Source organism: Bacteroides faecis (genome assembly GCF_020091505.1).
GTDB lineage: Bacteria > Bacteroidota > Bacteroidia > Bacteroidales > Bacteroidaceae > Bacteroides > Bacteroides faecis.
In genome coordinates, this window is the sequence record NZ_CP081916.1 from 3,252,118 (window position 1) to 3,275,081 (window position 22,964).

Genomic DNA, 22,964 nt, shown 5'->3' on the forward strand with positions numbered 1-22,964 from the left:
AATCTAAATCAAAATCGTGTATCCATGAAGTATAAATTATTAGTTCTTGATGTAGACGGAACGCTTCTCAATGATGCAAAAGAAATTAGTAAACGTACGTTAGCTGCCTTGCTGAAGGTTCAGCAGATGGGAGTACGTATCGTGCTGGCATCCGGCAGACCTACTTACGGTCTGATGCCTTTGGCCAAATCCCTTGAACTTGGAAATTATGGTGGTTTTATTCTCTCTTATAATGGTTGTCAGATAATTAATGCGCAAAACGGAGAAATTTTGTTTGAACGGCGGATTAATCCGGAAATGTTGCCTTATCTGGAAAAGAAGGCAAGAAAGAATAATTTCGCACTGTTCACTTATCATGATGATACGATTATTACAGATACTCCGGAGAATGAACATATCCGGAATGAGGCCCGGCTGAATAACCTGAAAGTGATAAAGGAAGAAGAGTTTTCTGCGGCAATCGACTTTGCTCCTTGTAAGTGTATGCTGGTCAGCGATGATGAAGAATCGTTGGTCAGTCTGGAAGGACATTGGAAGAGACGGTTGAACGGTGCTTTGGATGTTTTCCGTTCCGAACCTTATTTTCTGGAAGTAGTACCATGTGCGATTGATAAAGCCAATACACTGGGTGCTTTATTGGAGCAACTGGATGTGAAGCGTGAAGAAGTCATAGCTATCGGTGATGGGGTATGCGATGTAACCATGATTCAACTGGCCGGATTGGGAGTAGCCATGGGGCATTCTCAGGATTCTGTAAAGGTATGTGCGGACTATGTGACTGCTTCCAATGAGGAAGACGGAGTGGCTGTAGCTGTCGAGAAGGCAATTATAGCGGAAGTTCGTGCAGCGGAGATTCCGTTGGATCAGTTGAATGCGCAGGCACGCCATGCGTTGATGGGTAATTTAGGTATTCAATATACATATGCCGATGAAGACCGCGTAGAGGCAACGATGCCTGTAGATCACCGGACCCGTCAGCCTTTCGGCATTTTGCATGGAGGAGCTACACTTGCGTTGGGAGAAACAGTTGCCGGACTTGGCTCGATGATTCTCTGCCAGCCGGATGAAATCGTGGTAGGAATGCAGGTCAGCGGAAATCATATTTCTTCTGCACACGAGGGTGATACGGTACGGGCGGTAGCGACGATCGTACACAAAGGACGTTCTTCCCATGTGTGGAATGTGGACGTTTTTACTTCAACCAATAAACTGGTGTCCTCCATACGAGTAGTCAACAGTGTGATGAAAAAAAGATGACCGACGAAAAAAAGAACTTGACAACTATTGATGCACTCATTCAGCGGAAACAGCCATTTGCTGTTTATCGTGTTCCGGGGGAGAGATTTCCTCGTCTGTTGACAGAAGACACCGGAGCCGTCCGCTTGATTTACGATTTGAAAGAACTGAACGGACAAAGGGGATTTGTGATTGCTCCGTTCTGTGTAGAGAAGTCATGTCCGATTGTATTGATACAGTCGGATAAGACAGGGCAGCCACTGCCTGTGGAAACCGATACGGATGAAGAGGAAGAACTAAACTTGCAAACCTATCCGAAGGAATCTTTTTTAACCCTTTGTTCAGAGAAGTATGCGACCTGTTTTCATACATTTATCGAAGCCTTGCGTGATGCTACTTTTGATAAACTGGTGCTTTCCCGAAGTCTTACTATTGGAAAGCATCCGGAGTTTTCCCCTTCAGCCGTTTTTCGTGCTGCCTGTCAACGCTATATTCATTCTTATATTTATCTGTGTTACACTCCTCAGACTGGCATTTGGCTGGGAAGTACTCCTGAAATCATATTGTCGGGCGAAAAAAATGAATGGAACACAGTCGCCTTGGCAGGAACCCAACCTTTGCTGGATGGTAAACTGCCGCAAGAGTGGGATGATAAAAACCGTCAGGAGCAAGATTATGTAGCATCTTATATTCGTCGCCAGCTTCTCTCGTTGGGTATTCATTCTACAGAGAAGGGACCTTATCCGGCTTATGCCGGTGCTTTGTCGCATCTGAAAACCGATTTTCATTTCTCATTGAAAGATAATAGAAATCTGGGCGATCTTCTGAAAGTTCTTCATCCGACTCCTGCCGTATGCGGACTGCCTAAAGAGGAGGCTTATCGGTTTATTCTGGAAAATGAAGGATATGACCGCAAGTACTATTCCGGTTTTATAGGCTGGCTCGATCCGGAAGGATGGACTGATTTATATGTGAATCTGCGCTGCATGCACATTGAAGACGAACAGCTGACACTTTATGCGGGTGGCGGATTGTTATCCTCTTCGGAGTTGAATGATGAATGGCAGGAAACGGAAAAAAAATTGCAGACGATGAGGCGTATTCTTGTGTCTGCCCCCCATAATGATTAATCACTAACAAGCTAATCACTATCAATATGTATTCGGATAAGAAAAATATACTTCAGCTAGTTGCACTGCTTGAGGCGCATGGAATTACGAAAGTAGTGTTGTGCCCCGGTAGCCGTAATGCACCTCTTGTGCATACATTGTCTACTCATCCGGGTTTTACTTGTTATGCTATGACGGATGAACGGAGTGCCGGTTATTTTGCAATGGGTCTTGCACTGCATGGCGGGCATCCTGCTGCCATTTGTTGTACTTCCGGTACGGCGTTGCTCAATCTTCATCCTGCTGTGGCAGAAGCGTACTATCAGAATATTCCTCTAGTCGTTATCTCTGCCGATCGTCCTGCTGCCTGGATCGGACAGATGGCCGGACAGACTTTGCCACAACCCGGTGTTTTTCAGACATTGGTCAAGAAGTCGGTAAACCTGCCGGAGATTCAGACAGAAGAAGATGAATGGTACTGCAACCGCCTGGTAAATGAAGCTCTGCTGGAGACGAACCATCATGGAAAAGGTCCGGTACATATTAATATTCCTATTTCCGAACCCTTATTCCAGTTTACGGTGGAATCGCTGCCCGAAGTACGAGTTATCACGCGCTATCAGGGGTTGAATGTATACGACCGGGATTATAATGATCTGATCGAACGGCTGAACAGGTATCAGAAGCGGATGATGATTGTCGGTCAGATGAATCTGATTTACTTGTTTGAGAAGCGGCATACCAAATTATTGTATAAACACTTCGCCTGGCTGACGGAGCACATTGGTAATCAGACAGTGCCCGGTATTCCGGTAAAGAATTTCGATGCGGCGCTTTATGCAATGCCCGAAGAGAAGATCGATCAGATGACTCCCGAGTTGCTGATTACCTATGGTGGACATGTCGTTTCCAAGCGATTGAAAAAATATCTTCGCCGACATCCGCCTAAAGAACACTGGCATGTATCTGCTGATGGAGAAGTGATTGATCTTTATGGTTCTCTGACTACCGTTATCGAAATGGACCCATTTGAGTTTCTGGAGAAAATAGCTCCTTTGCTCGATAACCGTGTGCCGGAATATCCTCGTGTATGGGAAAATTATTGTAAGACCATTCCCGAACCGGAATTCGGATATTCCGAGATGTCGGCTATCGGTGCATTGATAAAAGCATTGCCGGAATCCTGTGCATTACATCTGGCAAACAGTTCTGTGATCCGTTATGCCCAGTTGTATTCGCTGCCTTCTACGATTGAAGTGTGCTGCAATCGGGGTACCAGCGGTATCGAAGGATCATTGTCTACGGCAATAGGATATGCCGCAGGTTCGGATAAACTGAATTTTATAGCTATAGGCGATCTTAGCTTCTTCTATGATATGAATGCTTTGTGGAACATCAATGTCCGTCCCAATTTACGTATTCTTCTGTTGAATAACGGAGGGGGGGAGATATTCCATACATTACCCGGACTGGATATGTCGGGTACTTCGCATAAGTACATCACAGCTGTTCATAAAACATCAGCCAAAGGATGGGCAGAAGAACGCGGATTCCTTTACCAACGGGTAGAGAACGATGAACAACTCGCCGAAGCGATGAAGACCTTCGCACAACCGGAGGCCTTGGAACAACCGGTTCTGATGGAAGTATTCACCAATAAGAACAAAGATGCGCGTATTTTGAAAGATTATTATCATCAACTAAAACAAAAATAGATTATGCCAACACAAAGAGAATGGACAACCATCAGAGAATACGAAGATATTCTCTTTGATTACTATAATGGAATTGCCCGTATTACTATTAACCGTGAACGTTATCGAAATGCATTTACTCCGACTACAACGGCAGAGATGAGTGATGCACTGCGTATTTGCCGGGAAGAAGCGGATATTGATGTGATAGTGATCACAGGTGCCGGTGACAAAGCTTTCTGTTCGGGTGGTGACCAGAATGTGAAAGGGCGTGGCGGATACATAGGCAAGGACGGTGTTCCTCGTCTGAGTGTTTTGGATGTACAGAAGCAAATCCGCAGTATTCCTAAACCGGTAATTGCTGCTGTCAACGGCTTTGCTATCGGAGGCGGACATGTACTTCATGTGGTATGCGACTTGTCCATTGCCTCGGAAAATGCAATCTTCGGACAGACCGGCCCTCGCGTGGGTAGCTTTGATGCCGGATTTGGAGCGTCTTATCTGGCGCGTGTGGTAGGACAGAAAAAGGCACGCGAGATATGGTTCCTCTGCCGCAAGTACAATGCACAGGAAGCTTTGGATATGGGATTGGTGAATAAAGTCGTCCCATTGGAGCAACTGGAAGATGAATATGTGCAATGGGCGGAAGAAATGATGCTGCTCAGTCCGTTGGCTTTGCGTATGATTAAGGCCGGACTGAATGCGGAACTGGATGGTCAGGCAGGTATTCAGGAACTGGCAGGAGATGCGACATTGCTTTACTATCTGACAGATGAGGCTCAGGAAGGAAAGAATGCATTCTTGGAGAAACGCAAACCCAACTTTAAGAAATATCCGAAGTTCCCTTAATTAAAAAAAACAATTTATGCTATAAAAGATGTATGAGGTCAGCTTCCGGGCTAAATAAAAACATGGCTATCTTTTGAGAATTTCTCTTTATGTTTTAATAATTTCCCTTTATAAATTGTAAAAGGGAAAACATGTTTTTATTGTTTGGAGTTATTCTGCTGAGATAGTAATCATATTTTTTATAGCATTCTTTTTTATTGAAAATGAATTGTAAGATAGAAATTGTTCCTCGGTTGCTTCATTTCAAGCAACCTGCAGGAACCTCGCGAGGCGTATATACTACGCGGAAAGTCTGGTATGTTCATTTTACTTCGCCAGAATTTCCCGGACGTGTGGGAGTGGGGGAATGTGCTCCGTTACCCAAATTGAGTTGTGACGATCTCCCGGACTACGGGAAAAGACTGGCTGACGTATGCCGATGGGTAGAAGAACAAGGAGGAAAGTTGGATGGAGAGGCTTTACGTGATTACCCTTCTATTCTTTTTGGACTGGAGACTGCTATCCGGCACTTTTTTGAAGGTACTTGGGCCTTATGGAATACAGCTTTCTCACGTGGAGAGGCAGGTATTCCTATAAACGGACTTATTTGGATGGGAGATTTTGATAAAATGCTTGTCCAGATTGAAGCAAAAATGAAAGAGGGATTTCGCTGTATCAAGCTAAAAATAGGAGCTATTAACTTTGAAGAAGAGTTAGCTTTGCTCCGTCATATACGTGCCCATTTTTCAGCTGGAGAAGTTGAGTTACGTGTAGATGCCAATGGTGCTTTTTCTCCGGTTGATGCAATGGAAAAGCTGAAACGTCTTTCCGAACTTGACATACATTCTATTGAACAACCGATCCGCGCCGGTCAATGGGAAGAAATGGCACGTCTGACTTCAGAATCCCCGTTACCGATCGCATTGGACGAGGAGTTGATAGGCTGTAATACCTTGGAAGGAAAACAAAGACTTCTTTCAGCCATCCGTCCGCAGTACATTATTCTCAAACCTTCCCTTCATGGTGGGTTTACAGGGGGAGAAGAATGGATTGCAGAGGCAGAAAAGCGAAATATAGGCTGGTGGATAACCTCTGCTTTAGAGTCGAATATAGGTCTGAATGCCATCGCACAATGGTGCGCAACTTTTAACAATCCGCTTCCACAAGGATTGGGAACAGGAATGCTTTTTACTGACAATGTAGACATGCCCCTTGAAATAAGAAAAGACTGTTTGTGGTTTTGTAAATGACGACTCCCGACAATGATATTTGACCGGCAAAAACAACGTTTACTGTTAGAGGGAAGAGAATATACTCCCGATGATATAAGCAGACTTCTGGCAGAGGGCGAAAATGCATATCCTTCTGCCATACGAGATTTGTTCCTTTTTCTTCGTGAGTGGTTTAATGATTCACCCTTTATGAAGGTTCATACCTCCGGTTCCACTGGTACGCCTAAAGAATTAACCGTTCGTAAGGAGCAGATGATGCAGAGTGCACGTCTTACCTGCGAATTTTTAAATTTGCAACCGGGAGATAAAGCGCTGCTGTGTATGAATCTTCGTTATATAGGAGCAATGATGGTAGTGGTGCGGTCTTTGATTGCAGGTCTGAATTTATTTGTCCGTCCTGCTACCGGTCATCCATTGGCGGATATCAACGAATCATTGAAGTTTGCAGCCATGGTCCCTTTACAAGTTTATAATACGCTTCAAGTTTCTGTAGAAAAAGAACGGTTACAGCAAACGGATATTCTGATTATTGGTGGCGGAGCAGTTGACAGTGCTTTAGAAGCAGAAATCAAAAGACTTCCGGGAGCAGTTTATTCTACTTATGGCATGACTGAGACATTATCTCATATAGCCCTTCGCCGGTTGAACGGAGCATCAGCTTCAGAACACTATTATCCTTTTTCTTCCGTCAGGTTATCTCTGTCTTCTGAAAACACGTTGGTCATTGAAGCACCTCTTGTTTGTGATGAGGTTTTGCAGACAAATGATATGGCACGCATCTATTCCGATGGAAGTTTTATGATTTTAGGACGGAAAGATAATGTGATCAACAGTGGAGGAATTAAAATTCAGGCAGAAGAAATGGAGAAACGACTCCAGTCATTGATTGATGTACCCTTTGTCATCACTTCGGTTCCGGACCGGCGTTTGGGACAGGCTGTAACTTTATTAATAGAAGGACGGTTGCATTTGACAGCGATAGAAGGCAGGATACAGGCTGTGTTGGAACCGTATTATCGCCCCAAATATATCCGAATGGTTAATCATATCCCTCGGACGGAAAATGGTAAGATTAATCGTGCAGAGTGCCGCATTTTGGCACAGAACTTACATCTCGGGGGAAAGGAAGAATAAGAGTAAAGGTAGATAATCTTTCAATTCATTTCGTAAAAGTTCCATAGTCTTTTGTTTGTACCGGTTGATGGATTTTACACTGAGGTTCATTTCTTCTGCAATCTCTGCATGTGTTTTACCTTCGAAGAAACTTTTGTGAAAAACTGTGCGATAGTTTTCCGGGAGTTTGTTCAAAGTATCGTATAGCATTCTGTATAACTCATCGAGTGTATATACACTATCTGATTCTGTTTCATAGAGAGGAGCTTTCTTCTGGATTGTTTCGGCATAACTCCATTCATACTCCTGATGTTTCAGAAAGTTCAGGCAACTGTTTTTTACACACATCTTTATATATCCCAAGGCTGTCTCTGATTGCAAATCGAAAGAGTCTGTATCCAGCTTGTCCCATAAAGAGGTAAATACATCCGAAACGATGTCTTCGCGGGTTTCCTTATCATCTACAAATCTTTTTGCATACAGACAGAAAGGGGCGTAATACTCCTCATAAAGCTGCTTGAAGGCCCTTTCTTTCGTCTGTTTGGAAAAAGATATTTTCATTATATTGAGATTCTGTAGTTTTTCATTTTGCTGCAAATATATAATAAGATAATCATCATTACCTAAAATATCCTTTCTTTTTTTGTTTTTGGTATGAAGCTGTAGAAAATAAGTTAGCTTGAAAAATAAAATAAAAAAAAACTTTGTTTTGCCTGTCCCTTTTCGATTGCTTCAGTTGTACTATTAGTGTAATTGCAATTAAAAGATAAGATTTTGAAAGAGAATATGGAAAATATGAATCCGGAATCATTGCTTCGTAAAGCACAGGCATTAGGAGAAGACATTAAAGAAATGGAGTCCATTGATGTGCTGGGCGCCTATCAACAGGCACAAACCAAAATAAAGATCAACAGAAGAAGGAGTATGTATAATCAGTTGATGCGTTATGCTGCATTCTTGACTATACCTTTGTTGCTTTCTTCTTTGGTTTTGGGATATTTATATTGGGGAGCGACAGATGCCGAAGAAAAATATGCGGAAGTTGTGGCAGCTACAGGCTCGATTATTCGCTACGAACTTCCTGACCATTCGGTGGTCTGGTTAAACTCCGGTAGTACTCTCCGTTATCCTACCGTTTTTAAGAAAGATAACCGTAATGTAGAATTGAAGGGTGAAGCCTATTTTGAGGTAGAGGCAGACCGGGAACGGCCCTTTTACGTAAATACTCCTGCCGGTTTAAGCGTGTATGTTTACGGAACAAAATTTAATGTAAATGCTTACGAAGATGATAATAGTATAGAGACGGTATTGGAGAAAGGTAAAGTAAACGTTATTTCACCTGACGGAAAGACGACTGTTCAGTTGGCTCCGGGAGAACGATTACTTTATAACAAGGCGGATCAGAAGTTGATGAAAGGAAAAGTGGATGTGTATGAAAAGGTGGCGTGGAAAGACGGTAAACTGATATTCCGAAATGCTGAGTTGGATGAGATATTCAAACGGCTGGCACGGCATTTTAATGTAGATATTCAGTTTAATAATATATCAGGGAAGGAGTATAAATACCGCGCCACTTTCCGTAATGAAACACTGCCGCAAATATTGGATTATCTGGCTAAGTCTGCTGCCTTGAAATGGAGAACCGAGGAAGCGGTACAACAGGCAGATGATACATTTACAAAGAAAAAAATAATTGTAGATTTATATTAGTAACCATAAAAATGAGAATAGCCTATGAGATAACACAAAGATCGTAAAAAAAGGAAGAAAGCTGCTACCAACAGCTGTCTTCCCTCCAAATTTTCAGATTCGCGGTAAGGAGTCTTGCAAACGCTAACCGGAATCAAACCATAGTTCATTATAGTAATAAACTTTAGTTAACCGCAAATGTATGAAAAAAAATCATTCATTTATTGCATTATGTCCTAAATATGCTTTAAATCTAAAACTACCTTTAGTTATGAGGATTAGTCTGGCACTACTTTTTGCAGTCGTTTTACAACTTCCTGCAGAGAATGGCTATGCTCAACGAACGCATGTTGCCATTTCTATGAACAATGTATCTGTAGAACAGATACTGAATAAAATAGAAGAAACTTCCGATTATGTTTTCCTTTACAATGACAAAACTATTCAGAAGAACCGCATTGTTTCTGTGAGAAATAAATCCGGTAAGATTCTGGATATTCTGGATGATATTTTTAAGGGAACCGATATCACGTATACCGTAGTTGACAAACAGATTATTTTGTCGACCAATAAGATGCAACTTGTTCAGCAGGAAGGACAAATCCAGGTAAAAGGAGTTGTGAAGGATGCTGGCGGAGATCCGTTGATTGGTGTGAATGTTAAAGTGAAAGATTCTACGGTCGGTACTATTACTGACATAAACGGAAATTTCTCGTTGCAAGCTAAAAAGGGAGATGTTCTGGAAGTATCCTATGTGGGATATGCCACGAAAACTGTAAGGGTTCAGAATGCGCAGGTTTTGAATATTGTGCTGACTGAGGATACGGAAGTACTGAATGAAGTCGTTGTTACTGCACTGGGCATCAAGAAGGAAGCCAAATCATTGTCTTACAATGTACAGCAAGTGAGTAATGATGAGATTACACGCATTGCCGATGCCAACTTCGTCAACAACCTGAATGGTAAGGTTGCCGGTGTTACGATCAACTCATCTTCAGCCGGTGTAGGCGGTTCTTCACGTGTTGTGATGCGTGGTACCAAATCCTTGAATGGTAATAACAATGCTCTTTATGTAGTCGATGGTATTCCGATGAGTGATATGAGTGCAGCTTCTACGCAGCCTACGGATTCATACGAAGGTGCCGGTCAGTCCGGTGATCCTATTTCCGGTCTGAATCCCGAGGATATCGAGAGCATATCCGTTTTGAGCGGACCGTCAGCTGCTGCTCTTTACGGTAGTGCCGCTGCCAATGGTGTAGTAATGATTACTACTAAAAAAGGAAGAGAAGGGCGTACTTCGGTCAGCATATCCAATAATACGACTTTCTCAGCTCCTCTTGTTTTGCCTGAGTTCCAGAATACTTATGGGCAGACCGAAGTAGGTAGTTACTACAGTTGGGGCAGCAAATTGAATACACCGAGCAGCTATGATCCTAAAGATTTCTTTCAGACGGGCGTAAATGTAACCAATGCGGCCAGTCTTTCTACAGGTACTGACAAGAATCAGACTTACTTATCTTTAGGTACTACGAATGCCAACGGTATTATTCATAATAATGACTACGAGCGTTATAATGTTACCGTCCGTAATGTTGCCAAGATGTTGAAAGATAAGCTGACTCTCGACCTGAGTTTTATGCTTAGCTCTGTAAAAGAGCAGAACATGACCTCTCAGGGACTTTATTATAACCCGCTGGTTCCTCTTTATCTGTTTCCCGCGGGAGATGATTTCTCGAAGGTTCAGGCATATCAGCGTTACGATTCAGAGCGAAACTTACTGACCCAGTATTGGCCTTACAGTACCAGTCTGGCTTTGCAGAACCCGTATTGGATTACCGAGCATATCAAAATACCTAATCATAAGAACCGTTATATGGCTACTGCATCGGCAAAATATGATTTTGCTGACTGGATTAATGTGACAGCCCGTGCCAAGATGGACCGCAACAACGAGCGCCGTGAACGTATGTATGATGCAGGAACGAACACCTTGTTTGCTTCAAAATATGGTTACTACTCCAAGAGTAATATTGAAAATCAGCAGATATACGGCGAACTGTTACTGAATATCAATAAGTACTTTGTTGACAATACCCTTAATTTAACGGCCAATGTGGGAGCAAACTTCGAAAACAATGATTATCAGTCCGATTATTTCGGAGGTAAGCTGAAGTCAGTGGCCAACCTCTTTACTTTTGGAAACGTGGACACTTCGGAGAAGAACCTGGCTAATCAATATGGCTATCATTTGAAGAAACGTGCTATATTCGGCAGCGCGCAAATCGGCTATAAATCTATGGCTTATCTGGATGTGACGGCTCGTAATGACTGGTCGTCTACCTTCAAAGGCACGAATACCGGTTCTTTCTTCTATCCGTCTATCGGTCTTTCGGGGATTATCACAGACATATTCCGTTGCAGTACGGATATCATGCCGTACATGAAAGTACGTGTATCCTATTCGGAAGTCGGTAATTCTCCGGACGTATTTCTGGCCATTCCGACTTATGCGTTGGTCGATGGAGTTCCTGTTACCCAGTCCCGCCGTCCTAACCCCAATCTGAAGCCGGAACGTACCAAATCATGGGAAGCCGGATTTAACTTTGTGTTCTTCAAGAACCGTTTGAGGCTGGACGGATCTATTTATCAGTCACGCACTTATAATCAGTTCTTCGAGCGTACCCTTTCTTCCACTACCGGTTATAAGTCGGAAGTTGTCAACGGTGGTCGTGTAGATAATAAAGGTATTGAATTGTCTTTGCGCTTTGAAGATAAATGGGGAGATTTTGGCTGGAGTTCTTATCTGACATATTCATTAAACAAGAATAAGGTAGTGGAATTGCTGCGCAACTATGAAGATCCTTATACACATGAACTCACTTCTCTGGACAGAATCGATATGGGAGGAACCAGTATGTATAAGATGATACTGACAGAAGGCGGATCTATCGGTGATATTTATGTGAATACGCTTCGCACGGACGAACATGGAGCTATCTATGTCCATCCTTCGGACCAGGTCGTAGTCACTCAGCCCGACGAGTTTGTAAAAGCCGGTAACAGTGCTCCTAAATACAACCTCGGCTGGGGCAATACATTCAGTTATAAAGGTCTTTCATTAGGATTCCTGTTTACGGCACGTGTCGGTGGCGTAGTGGTATCGCAGACACAGGCAACAATGGATGCATACGGCTCTTCAAAGGCTACAGCCGATGCCCGTGATAATGGCGGAGCTATTGTCAACGGTCGTCCTATCGGCGCGGAAGATTACTATACGAAGATTGGAGGCTCCGGTGCTCAGGGGGGAATTGGCTCTATGTATACGTATAGTGCGACTAATGTCCGTCTGGCTGAGTTATCATTAGGCTATGATATTCCTATCAACAAGTATGTGGACTGGATTAAGGGGTTGAACGTATCCTTCATCGGTAAGAATCTCTTCTTCCTTTATAGAAAAGCTCCGTTCGATCCGGAACTGACAGCAAGTACAGGTACTTACTTTCAAGGTATTGACATGTTTATGTCACCAAGTCTGCGTAATTTGGGATTCTCTGTGAAAGTTAATTTCTAATCAAACTTATAAATTGTAGAAGATATGATATTAAATAAAATACGGTCATGGAACAAACTTTCCATTCTCGGGATATCTTTGATGCTATTGAATAACATTTCGTGTATCGACTATGAGGATAATGTAAATCCGAATGAAGTCACCGAGGAAATGATGGAAGCAGACAACCTGAAGACAGGTGCTTTCTTTTCGCAAATGCTGCGCCGGGTTGTTATCGTAAATGATGGCGACAAGCTCGATTCTGACTATCAGATTGCCCAGAACTTATCGCACGATCTCTATTCGGGCTACATAGCCGCTACTTTAGGGTCTACCAACCATAACGGACAGTATAACTTTCAGGAACAATGGGTAAATGCCACTTTTGATTATGCCTATACTGGCATTATGGCGCCGTGGCAAAGTATTCACAAGATAGCTACCGAGCAAGAGTTGCCGGAAGTTGACGCATTGGCTACTATCGTAAAAGTGGAAGGGATGCATCGTATTGCTGATACTTTCGGCCCTATTCCGTATGTAAACTATGGCTCTTCCAGCTTATACGACGCATTGGACTTGGTTTATAATAAGTTCTTTGAGGAACTGGATAATGCTATCGAAGTATTGAGCAATTATGTGAACGGAAATGTGGATGCCAAGCTGATGAGCGATTATGACTGTGTATATGGGGGTGATGTAGAGAAGTGGGTGAAGTTTGCCAATACACTGCGTTTGCGTCTTGCTATACGTGTCTCTTATGCGAATCCTACTTTGGCAGAAGCACAGGCAAAGAAATCGATGGAAAATATGTTTGGCTTTATCGAAAGTAAAGCGGAACGTGCCGAGCTTTCGCATAACTCATTGGAATATCATCATCCGTTGCACGAGATCGCCTATAACTTCAATTCGGGCGACTGTCGTCCGGGTGCTACCATCGTAGCCTACTTGAACGGACTGAATGATTCACGAATCAGCTCTTATTTTACAACAGCCGGCGACGGTGAATATCATGGCGTACGTATCGGTATCACCACAAGCAACATGAGCAACTATCAGGGTAATAAGATCTCTAACCTGAATATCAACCGTGCTTCCACTCCGGTAGTATGGATGACTGCTGCCGAATCGTTCTTCCTGCGTGCCGAAGGTGCATTACGTGGCTGGACGATGGGTGGTACAGCCAAATCATTCTATGAACAAGGTGTACGTATGTCGTTCGAAGAGAACAATGCTGCCGGTGTAGACGATTATCTGGCCGACAACACCTCGACTCCGGGTGCTTTTGCAGATAATGTAGGTAGTGATAATTATACTTTCAGCAGCAAGGTTACTCCTGCATGGGATGATAATGCCGATTTTGAGGGACAGTTGGAACGTATCATCACACAGAAGTGGATTGCCATTTATCCCGACGGTCCTGAAGGATGGAGTGAATATCGTCGTACAGGCTATCCGGAAGTTATTCCTGTAGTGAGAAATAGCAGTAATGGAACGATTGATACCGAATTGCAAGTCCGCCGTCTGCCTTATACACGTGACGAGAAGATCAACAATGCCAGCGGCGTTGCCAGTGGTATATCGGCTTTGGGTGGTCAGGATACGGGTGGAACTAAACTCTGGTGGGACAAAAGATCCCGATAACAGGAAAATGGACATTGTTTAATTTTAAAAACACTAATTACAATGAAAACAAAAATAACAGGTTTACTGACTTTCCTTATCGGAACATTCTTTTTCTATAGTTGTGATACCGATGTGGAAGCGTTAGAAATTCAGAAGCTGAAGACATACGACGAGCAGTATTTTGAGAATCTGCGTGCCTTCAAGAAAAGCGATCATGAGATAAGTTATGCTTATTACGAAGCGTGGTCACCAATTGAAGGTGTGACAGGCTATAAAGATCCCGCATCGTGGGGTGAACGTATGGTAGGACTGCCAGACAGTATAGACATCGTAAACCTATGGATGGGAATACCGACAGCAGAGACACATCCGGTAGCATATGCGGATATGCAATACTGTCAGCAGAAACTGGGTACACGTTTTGTCATGCATGCCGATGCTTCTCATTACAGACACCAGTTTACCATTGATGGTGTTGATTATGATCTGAGTCAAAATAAGGATGATGAAGCGATGGCTGCATACGCCAAATGGATTGTAAATCAAGTGTTGGAGCCGGGACTTGATGGAGTAGACGTCGACTGGGAAGGATGGAGCAGCTCCGATCTGGTAAGGTTGATAAAGGAACTTGGCAAGTATTTTGGTCCCGAAGGCGAACAACCGGACAAGTTGCTTATCGTTGACTATTTCAGTGGAACACCACCGACAGACATCATACCTTATTGTGATTATATCGTTCAACAAGCTTATAGTAATCAGGTCGGGTTCTTGACTCAACCCAGCAACTTTCCACCCGAGAAGATGATTTATTGTGAATCATTCGGAGTGTTCTATGCAGACGGAGGCCAACTGATGAACTATGCACGTTGGGAGCCATCGAAAGGTCGTAAAGGCGGCTGTGGAGTTTTCTTCTTGGGAAGAAACTATTACTCATCGTCAGGTATACCTTACAATGAGTTCAGGGAAGCCATTCAGATAATGAATCCTGCAATAAGTGAATAAATAATGAATAAATAAGAATCATGATGAAAACATATATATTTAAACATTCCTTATTGGGAGTAATAGTAGGTTTATCCATTCTGGGTTGTACGGAGGGTGATAAATTTGATTATAATAAAAATGTAGCTTTTATCACAGGAACGGAAACTACACCCGTAACAAAGTTTGTAGTGGAGGATACCCCTTCTTCGTATGCAATTACTGCCTCTACCACAGACAAAGTAGATAAGGATGTGAATGTGAAATTTGCTATTGACAGATCGTTGGTAGAGTCCTATAATCAAGAACATAATACTAAGTATTATGCAATACCGGATGGTGCCGCGGTTCTCGAAAATGCCGATGCCGTGATTCAGGCAGGCAAAGCCTTCTCTACACCGGTTACAGTCAAGGTTACTTCTACGGAAGATTTTGCCGAAGGGCGTGTATATGTCATTCCTGTCACTATGACGCAAGTGGAGGGGCTTGACATATTGAAACCATCGAAAACTATTTTCCTGCAGATATCCCGTGTGATTCATTTCACCTCATTGAATATCAGTAACACGAATCTTTATAGTAACTTTATTTTCTCGGATGATAAGAAGCAGGAATTATCCAACTTCACCTATGAGATCAAATGTTATTCTCAGGAGTGGCATCGTATAGCTCGTCTGTGTAGTTTCACTTCTGCGGACGAACAGCGTTCAAGCATGCTGCGATTTGGAGAGAATGGATTAGATATCAATGCTTTGCAGTGGGTAAGCCCCAGTGGCAGTATTGTGTCCAGCACCCGTTTTAGTACCGACCGCTGGTATATGATTTCTTTGACTTATGATGGCAGTAAACTGACTATGTATGTAGACGGAGTGAAAGATGCGCAAGGTGATGGTGACGGTAAACCGGTCGATTTCCAGCGTTTTGAACTGGGAATGTCGTGGACAGGATATCGCGGATCTCAGTATTTCCGTGGCCGTATTGCCGAAGTTCGTGTCTGGAACCGTGCTTTGAGTACAGGCGAACTACAGATGAATCTTTGTGGCGTTGATTCACAATCGGAAGGTCTGGTTGCATACTGGAAGATGAATGAAGGCGAAGGACACATCTTTAAAGATGCAACAGGACATGGCTATGATATGGACTGGACCAATACAGCCCGTGAAATAAATGAAGGGGCCGGACTGACTTATAACTTAAATTATAGCAGTGCCATTGCATGGGATAGTGACGATAATAATAGGTGTAACGAGTAATAAAATATGGAATAGCTATGAAAATAAATACATATATCTTAGGATTGCTGGCGGTAGCCGGACTATTTAGCTTTCAATCATGCGATGATGAGAGTTATGATGTTGTGGGTAATCCTGATAATCTAATTTATTTCCCTCCGAAAGGCCAGTTTAATAATACTTCAGCAGCTGTCGAAACCTTTACGGTGGTTTCTACGCCTGTCGGATATTTTGGTGATGAAGTTTACGCCAAGTTTGGAGTATCTGCTACTCGTCCCATGGATGGGAGTGCAACGGTGACTGCTGTTATTGATAATGGTTTGGTGGAAGCTTTCAATACGGAAAATGGTACGGAGTATAAAACGACCTCTGTAGCTGTTTTGCAGAGGGCATCTGTCAGTGTCGGTAATGGTTCTTATTTATCATCTGACTCTATAGAAGTCGTCATACCGGAAGAAAAGTATTCCGGTATGGCAGAAAAGGGAGCTTACTTGATACCTGTACGTCTTGAGTCGACAACAAAGGGAAAGGTGACCGTTACTAAAAACCTGGCTTATGTGGTAGTAAATCTGGAGGAAAGGCTGATTAAGGAAGATGCCGGCTCCGATGATATAAAAGGCGCAAAAGTGAGTGACCGCTCTGCATGGACGGCTACAACTACCGATTCTTCGGTAGATGCGAATTCGATAGCCCGCATTTTCGATGGAAATACCGGTTCTGGCGCGTCATTCTCCAATGAAGAGAATCCTACTTTTACGCTTGATATGAACGCTACAAATAATGTAACTGCTCTTTATTTTAAAAATTCATCCTCGAGTTGGGGTTCTTACTATAACTTTAGCAGAATTGGAGTAGAGTTGAGTACTGATGGAAACAACTGGACAGATGCGGGAGCTGCTGCTCCCGTAGTGGAGAACAATACAGATCAGTATATCATACTTTATGGTGCGGTTCCGGCACGGTATGTGAGGTTATCTTTGCAATGGAGCAATGGTAGCGGTTCATGGGGGGGATATTACCGTACCTTCAACGAGCTGGACGTTTATGCTGAATAAACGGAATTTTCGTATCTGATAGAGGAGGGGACAAAGTCAAATGGAGAAAAGAGAATTATTTGTCCCCTCTTATCTTTGGAAAATATTATGTTTGTACCATACTTGTAGATTATGAAAATATTGATTCTATCCATTACCTTTTTATTCCTTGTGCTCTTTCCTTCGATGGCGCAAGAGCCCCGGCTTTCTGACGAACTGGTGTTTGAAGAGCGCGTCTTTGATTTTGGAGAAATAAAGGAAGAAGACGGATTGGTTTCACATGAATTTGAGTTTAGGAATGTCAGTCAGAAAGTTCTTTCTATCAATGGGGTAACGAGTGGTTGTGGTTGTGTACAGTTTGAATATCCTAAAGAACCGCTTCGCCCCAATGCCACAGGGAAAGTGAAAGTGACTTACAATCCGGCTTACCGACCGGGATTCTTCAGTAAGGAAGTCGTTGTTTTGAGCAATAACAATGCGAACTACAACCGCATCTGGGTAAAGGGTACTGTCATTCCCTGCCAACATCCGGTATCGGAGAACTATCCGTATGAGTATGGTAGCGGACTTTGGATGAACTTTGAAGTAATGGCATTCGGCACGATAGGCAAAGGTGGTACGAAAACGATGAAATTGAAATATGTAAATGATACCGATCATGATATGCAACTGATGTTTGTGGTGATAGGTGGAAATACGGATATTAAGTTTACCAGTCCCCGCATGGTGAAAGCCCGTGAAGAAGGTGTGATGCCTGTTGAATATCAATATTCCGGCAGGTTTCCGGCTGTAACACGTGTCTATCCCGTGATCAACGGACGGGCACTCGTGAAACCGTTGGTGATAACATGTGCCGATCCGGTTGATTAGTAATATAATATTTCCTATCTTAGCACCGACAAATAAAATCATCTGAAAAGATAAAACTATAAATGAATCAAATACCATGAAGAAACCCCCAATCGTAACCAGCATTTCTACAGCAGTCTTTAGTCTATTTTTGGCAGGATGTCAGAGTGTTCCCGCACCGGAAGCTATTTTACCTGTTCCTCAGGAAAAGCAAGTAAATTGGCAGAAGATGGAAACTTATGCCTTTGTGCATTTCGGTCTCAATACTTTCAATGACCGGGAATGGGGCTATGGCGACTCCGATCCGAAAACGTTTAATCCGGCTCGTCTGGACTGTGAGCAATGGGTGCAGACCTTTGTCAACTCCGGTATGAAAGGAGTGATCCTGACAGCCAAACATCATGACGGCTTCTGCCTGTGGCCTACACAACTGACAGAATATTGCATCCGGAATACTCCTTACAAAGACGGTAAAGGTGATATTGTACGCGAACTTTCTGATGCCTGCAAGAAGTACGGTATCAAGTTTGCCGTTTATCTTTCTCCATGGGACAGGCATCAGGCAAATTATGGTACGCCGGAGTATGTGGATTATTTCTATAAGCAGTTGAATGAATTGCTCACTAATTATGGAGACGTCTTTGAAATCTGGTTCGATGGAGCCAATGGAGGCGACGGTTGGTACGGAGGAGCAAAAGATGTACGTACCATCGACCGTAAAACGTACTATGATTATCCGCGTGCTTACAAGATGATTGATGAACTGCAACCGCAGGCGGTGATCTTCTCGGATGGCGGACCGGGGTGCCGTTGGGTAGGAAATGAGAGTGGATTTGCCGGAGCTACCAACTGGTCTTTCCTTCGGGCAGGCGAGGTATATCCGGGATATCCCAAATATAGAGAATTGCAGTATGGCCATGCCGACGGTAATCAATGGGTAGCAGCGGAATGTGATGTTTCCATCCGTCCGGGATGGTTCTATCATCCTGAAGAAGATGATAAAGTAAAAACAGTCGATCAACTGACGGACTTGTACTATCGTAGTGTGGGGCATAATGCGACTTTATTATTGAACTTCCCGGTAGATCGTAACGGTTTGATTCATCCGACCGATTCATTGAATGCAGTTTCTTTCCATCAAAGAGTTCAGAAAGAGTTGGCAGATAATTTGTTGAGCAGTGCAAAAGTCGTAGCTTCCGATGAGCGTGGAGGAAAATTCAAGGTTCGTGCCGCAACGGATGGACAGTATGAAACTTATTGGGCGACCAACGACGGAGTGACTTCCGCTGATCTGACTTTTACTTTCACTCAGCCGACGAAGATGAACCGGGTGATGATTCAAGAGTACATACCTTTGGGGCAACGGGTGAAGTCTTTTGTTGTAGAATACAAGGAGGGAGACCAATGGCTGCCGGTTAAATGTAACGAGGAAACTACCACCGTAGGCTACAAACGTCTGTTACGCTTTGAAACGGTCGAAACGGAAGAACTGCGCATAAGGTTTACCGATGCCCGCGGATGCTTGTGTATCAGTGAGGCAGGAGCTTATTATGCACCCGATGCAACGGAGAATTATACATCGGCAACTTCAGAATTGAGGACTTTCCCCTTTGCGATTTTAGGGGTGGATGCAGAAGAAGCAAAGAAATGCAGTGACAAAAACGATCAGACTACCGCTCTTATCTCAGGGAAAGAAATCGTGATTGACCTTGGCGAAAATCGTACCATTCATTCATTTTACTATTTGCCCGACCAAAGTGAATACAGTAAAGGGCTGATTTCATCGTACGAACTGTCTGCCGGTACTACCGAAGAGACGATGCAAGTCGTAGCTCAGGGAGAATTTTCGAATATCCGTAATAATCCGATTCTTCAGAATGTGTACTTTAGTCCGGTTGAGGCTCGCTATCTTAGGTTAAAAGCGACTCGAATGGTGGATGAAAGCGATTCTTTGGGAATAGCGGAGATAGGATGTCAATAATCTCTCTCTAGAATACTTTTTGTTTTATCTGCACCATCTGTCACCAGCCTTTTTATTGGTTTGATTTAATGTGGTGTATAGTGTTGCAGATACTTGTTGCAGATGTGTTGCAGATAAATTATCTGCAACATAAGGGATTGTTATATCTCAGTGCGGTCTCTTGGTGCATTCTTTTTGAATGAATAGTACCTTTGTTTTGTTTCAACCGGAGGAACATTTAGTTTCATGCCTTGAAACTAATAGTTTCAAGCGTTGAAACCAAAAGTTTCAAGTAATGAAACTAAATGTTTCTTCCCAATGAAACTAAAGTTTCTCCTGCTTGGAAACTAAAGTTCCATCGCATGAAACAACAATGGAACCTGCAGGAAGTTATTTTTATATTATATCATATAGCATTATGACACAGCGATTATCTATTTTAATCATAGGATTGATAATGAATATCGGGGCTTTTGCCCAATCCTCTCTGCCACTTTATAAAAATCCGCTCCTGTCTGTTGACGAACGGGTGAAAGATTTGCTTTCACGCATGACTTTAGAGGAAAAGGTCGGACAACTATTATCTCCTCTTGGCTGGGAAATGTACGAAATAAAGGACGATGAAGTGTACCCTTCTGAAAAGTTTAAAAAACTAATAAAAGAAAAGAACGCAGGTATGCTGTGGGCGACTTATCGTGCTGATCCCTGGACTAGGAAGACCCTGGAGAACGGACTTCGCCCCGAACTGGCAGCCAAAGCCGGTAATGCATTGCAGAAATATGCAATAGAAAATACCCGTTTGGGTATTCCCGTATTTTTGGCTGAAGAAGCACCTCATGGACATATGGCGATTGGGACAACAGTCTTTCCTACCGGCATAGGGATGTCGGCAACTTGGTCGCCGACATTGATAGAAGAAGTGGGAAAGGCGATTGCTAAAGAGATTCGTTCACAGGGTGCGCATATAAGTTATGGGCCTGTACTGGATTTGTCTCGTGACCCTCGCTGGTCGCGTGTAGAGGAAACCTTCGGCGAAGATCCCGTATTGAGTGGACGCTTGGGAGCTGCGATGGTCACGGGATTAGGAAGCGGAGATTTATCCCGGGAGCATGCTACCATAGCTACTTTGAAGCATTTTCTGGCTTATGCGGTGCCGGAAGGCGGACAAAACGGAAACTATGCATCAGTAGGGGCCCGGGACCTGCATGAGAACTTCCTTCCTCCTTTTCGGGAAGCGATAGAGGCAGGAGCACTCTCTGTGATGACTTCTTACAATTCAATAGATGGTATTCCCTGTACGGCAAATCATTATTTGCTGACACAATTATTACGTAATGAGTGGAAATTTCGTGGATTTGTTGTTTCCGACTTATATAGTATCGAAGGTATTCACGAAAGTCATTTCGTTGCTTCCACTATGGAAGAAGCGGCTGTACAGGCACTATCTGCCGGAGTCGATATAGATTTGGGTGGTGATGCGTTTATGAATCTGTTGCAAGCTGTCAGGTCTGGAAAACAGGATGAAACGCAGATTAATGCAGCTGTAGACCGGATATTACGGATGAAGTTTGAAATGGGATTGTTTGAACATCCTTATGTAAATCCGAAAACGACTACGAAAATGGTGCGTAATAAGGAGCACGTCAAACTGGCACGCAAAGTAGCGCAATCGTCTGTAGTATTGTTGGAGAATAAGAATTCTATTCTTCCTTTAAGTAAGAAAATAAAAAGAGTGGCGGTCGTCGGACCGAATGCAGACAATCGTTATAACATGCTGGGAGACTATACAGCACCACAAGAAGATAAGGACATAAGAACCGTATTGGATGGAGTTATCTCTAAACTCTCTCCCTCCAGAGTGGAGTACGTGCGTGGATGTGCTATCCGTGATACTACTGTGAATGAGATAGCGGAGGCAGTTGAAGCAGCACACCGTTCGGAAGTCATAATAGCGGTAGTAGGAGGCTCCAGCGCACGTGATTTCAAGACGAGCTATCAAGAAACGGGCGCGGCAATCGCAGACGAAAAGAGCATCAGCGATATGGAATGTGGTGAGGGCTTTGACAGGGCTACTCTGACCTTACTGGGAAAACAGCAGGACTTGCTGAATGCACTGAAAACCACCGGAAAACCATTGATTGTTGTCTATATAGAAGGGCGCCCGTTAGACAAAGTCTGGGCATCCGAGTGTGCCGATGCATTGCTGACCGCTTCTTATCCGGGGCAGGCAGGAGGGGATGCAATAGCCGATGTCTTGTTTGGTGACTATAATCCTGCCGGGCGATTACCGGTTTCTGTTCCCCGTTCTGTTGGACAGATACCTGTTTATTATAATAAAAAAGCTCCTCGCAATCATGATTATGTCGAAATGGCCGCTTCTCCGCTCTATGGTTTTGGCTATGGTTTGAGTTATACCACTTTCGAATATTCGGATTTGCAAATAACACAGAAATCCCCTTGTCATTTCGAAGTCTCATTTAAGGTAAAAAATACCGGGGACTATGACGGTGAAGAAGTTGCGCAACTTTATCTGAAAGATGAGTACGCTTCGGTAGTCCAGCCCCTGAAGCAATTAAAGCATTTTGAACGTTTCTTTCTGAGAAAAGGAGAGGAGAAAGAAATTCTTTTCACCCTAACCGAAAAAGATTTGTCCATTATCGACCGGAGTATGAAGCGTGTGGTGGAAACTGGAGATTTCCGGATAATGATTGGTGCTTCTTCTGATGACATAAGACTAACAACTCATATTTCGGTGAAGTCTGTGTCCGGAAGTAAGAACCTGAGATAAGGTTATAAATTAAAAGCGAGTGTATCAGATATAACTCTGAGGCACC

Annotated in this window: 16 protein-coding genes; 15 read left to right on the forward strand and 1 reads right to left on the reverse strand. The window is 43.3% G+C overall.

Annotation, left to right across the window (positions count from 1 at the left end):
• Window positions 1–24 precede the first annotated feature (24 nt).
• From K6V30_RS12485 to K6V30_RS12510, 6 genes are all read left to right on the forward strand, one after another.
• Entirely contained in the window at window positions 25–1,257 is a 1,233-nt protein-coding gene (locus K6V30_RS12485; RefSeq protein WP_022300791.1) for a Cof-type HAD-IIB family hydrolase, read from the forward strand.
• Complete coding sequence (locus K6V30_RS12490; protein WP_055269908.1) at window positions 1,254–2,366, forward strand: isochorismate synthase; 1,113 nt, start codon at window positions 1,254–1,256, stop codon at window positions 2,364–2,366. Before K6V30_RS12485 ends, K6V30_RS12490 begins: the two co-directional genes overlap by 4 nt.
• Window positions 2,367–2,392: 26 nt before the next feature.
• On the forward strand, window positions 2,393–4,060 hold the full coding sequence (gene menD / locus K6V30_RS12495; protein ID WP_010537386.1) for a 2-succinyl-5-enolpyruvyl-6-hydroxy-3-cyclohexene-1-carboxylic-acid synthase: 1,668 nt from the start codon (window positions 2,393–2,395) through the stop codon (window positions 4,058–4,060).
• Between the two features lie 3 nt (window positions 4,061–4,063).
• A complete protein-coding gene (menB, locus tag K6V30_RS12500) occupies window positions 4,064–4,888 on the forward strand; it encodes a 1,4-dihydroxy-2-naphthoyl-CoA synthase (protein WP_010537387.1) in 825 nt (274 codons plus the stop codon).
• A gap of 203 nt (window positions 4,889–5,091) precedes the next feature.
• A complete protein-coding gene (locus tag K6V30_RS12505; protein ID WP_055269910.1) occupies window positions 5,092–6,117 on the forward strand; it encodes an o-succinylbenzoate synthase in 1,026 nt (341 codons plus the stop codon).
• Between the two features lie 12 nt (window positions 6,118–6,129).
• Window positions 6,130–7,233, forward strand: coding sequence for an AMP-binding protein (locus K6V30_RS12510; protein WP_010537389.1), 1,104 nt, complete (start codon window positions 6,130–6,132; stop codon window positions 7,231–7,233).
• On the opposite strand, the gene K6V30_RS12515 is transcribed toward K6V30_RS12510, so the two are convergent.
• Window positions 7,207–7,773 carry an RNA polymerase sigma-70 factor gene (locus K6V30_RS12515; RefSeq protein WP_010537390.1) on the reverse strand — a complete coding sequence of 189 codons (567 nt, stop codon included), beginning with the start codon at window positions 7,771–7,773 and terminating at the stop codon, window positions 7,207–7,209. The genes K6V30_RS12510 and K6V30_RS12515 overlap by 27 nt on opposite strands.
• Window positions 7,774–7,998: 225 nt before the next feature.
• Between K6V30_RS12515 and K6V30_RS12520 the strand changes: the two genes are divergently transcribed.
• The 9 genes from K6V30_RS12520 to K6V30_RS12560 all read left to right on the forward strand — a co-directional run bounded on the left by K6V30_RS12520 (window position 7,999) and on the right by K6V30_RS12560 (window position 22,918).
• Window positions 7,999–8,922, forward strand: a complete 924-nt coding sequence (locus K6V30_RS12520; protein ID WP_010537391.1) for a FecR family protein — start codon at window positions 7,999–8,001, stop codon at window positions 8,920–8,922.
• A gap of 250 nt (window positions 8,923–9,172) precedes the next feature.
• On the forward strand, window positions 9,173–12,472 hold the full coding sequence (locus K6V30_RS12525) for a TonB-dependent receptor (protein ID WP_055269912.1): 3,300 nt from the start codon (window positions 9,173–9,175) through the stop codon (window positions 12,470–12,472).
• 24 nt (window positions 12,473–12,496) lie between these two features.
• Window positions 12,497–14,092: a RagB/SusD family nutrient uptake outer membrane protein gene (locus K6V30_RS12530; protein ID WP_010537393.1), complete on the forward strand. Its 1,596-nt coding sequence runs from the start codon at window positions 12,497–12,499 to the stop codon at window positions 14,090–14,092.
• A 42-nt stretch (window positions 14,093–14,134) separates the two neighbouring features.
• The gene (locus K6V30_RS12535; RefSeq protein ID WP_022300784.1) at window positions 14,135–15,076 is read left to right on the forward strand and encodes an endo-beta-N-acetylglucosaminidase family protein; all 942 of its coding nucleotides are present in this window, start codon (window positions 14,135–14,137) and stop codon (window positions 15,074–15,076) included.
• A 20-nt stretch (window positions 15,077–15,096) separates the two neighbouring features.
• Window positions 15,097–16,308, forward strand: coding sequence for a DUF1735 and LamG domain-containing protein (locus K6V30_RS12540; protein ID WP_010537395.1), 1,212 nt, complete (start codon window positions 15,097–15,099; stop codon window positions 16,306–16,308).
• Window positions 16,309–16,325: 17 nt separating this feature from the next.
• Window positions 16,326–17,342 carry a discoidin domain-containing protein gene (locus tag K6V30_RS12545; protein WP_022300782.1) on the forward strand — a complete coding sequence of 339 codons (1,017 nt, stop codon included), beginning with the start codon at window positions 16,326–16,328 and terminating at the stop codon, window positions 17,340–17,342.
• A 111-nt stretch (window positions 17,343–17,453) separates the two neighbouring features.
• A complete protein-coding gene (locus K6V30_RS12550) occupies window positions 17,454–18,191 on the forward strand; it encodes a DUF1573 domain-containing protein (protein WP_010537397.1) in 738 nt (245 codons plus the stop codon).
• A 76-nt stretch (window positions 18,192–18,267) separates the two neighbouring features.
• Window positions 18,268–20,151 (forward strand): alpha-L-fucosidase, encoded by a 1,884-nt coding sequence (locus K6V30_RS12555; RefSeq protein WP_055269914.1) that lies wholly within the window; start codon window positions 18,268–18,270, stop codon window positions 20,149–20,151.
• Between the two features lie 397 nt (window positions 20,152–20,548).
• Window positions 20,549–22,918 carry a glycoside hydrolase family 3 N-terminal domain-containing protein gene (locus K6V30_RS12560; protein WP_055269968.1) on the forward strand — a complete coding sequence of 790 codons (2,370 nt, stop codon included), beginning with the start codon at window positions 20,549–20,551 and terminating at the stop codon, window positions 22,916–22,918.
• The last annotated feature ends 46 nt before the right edge of the window (window positions 22,919–22,964 follow it).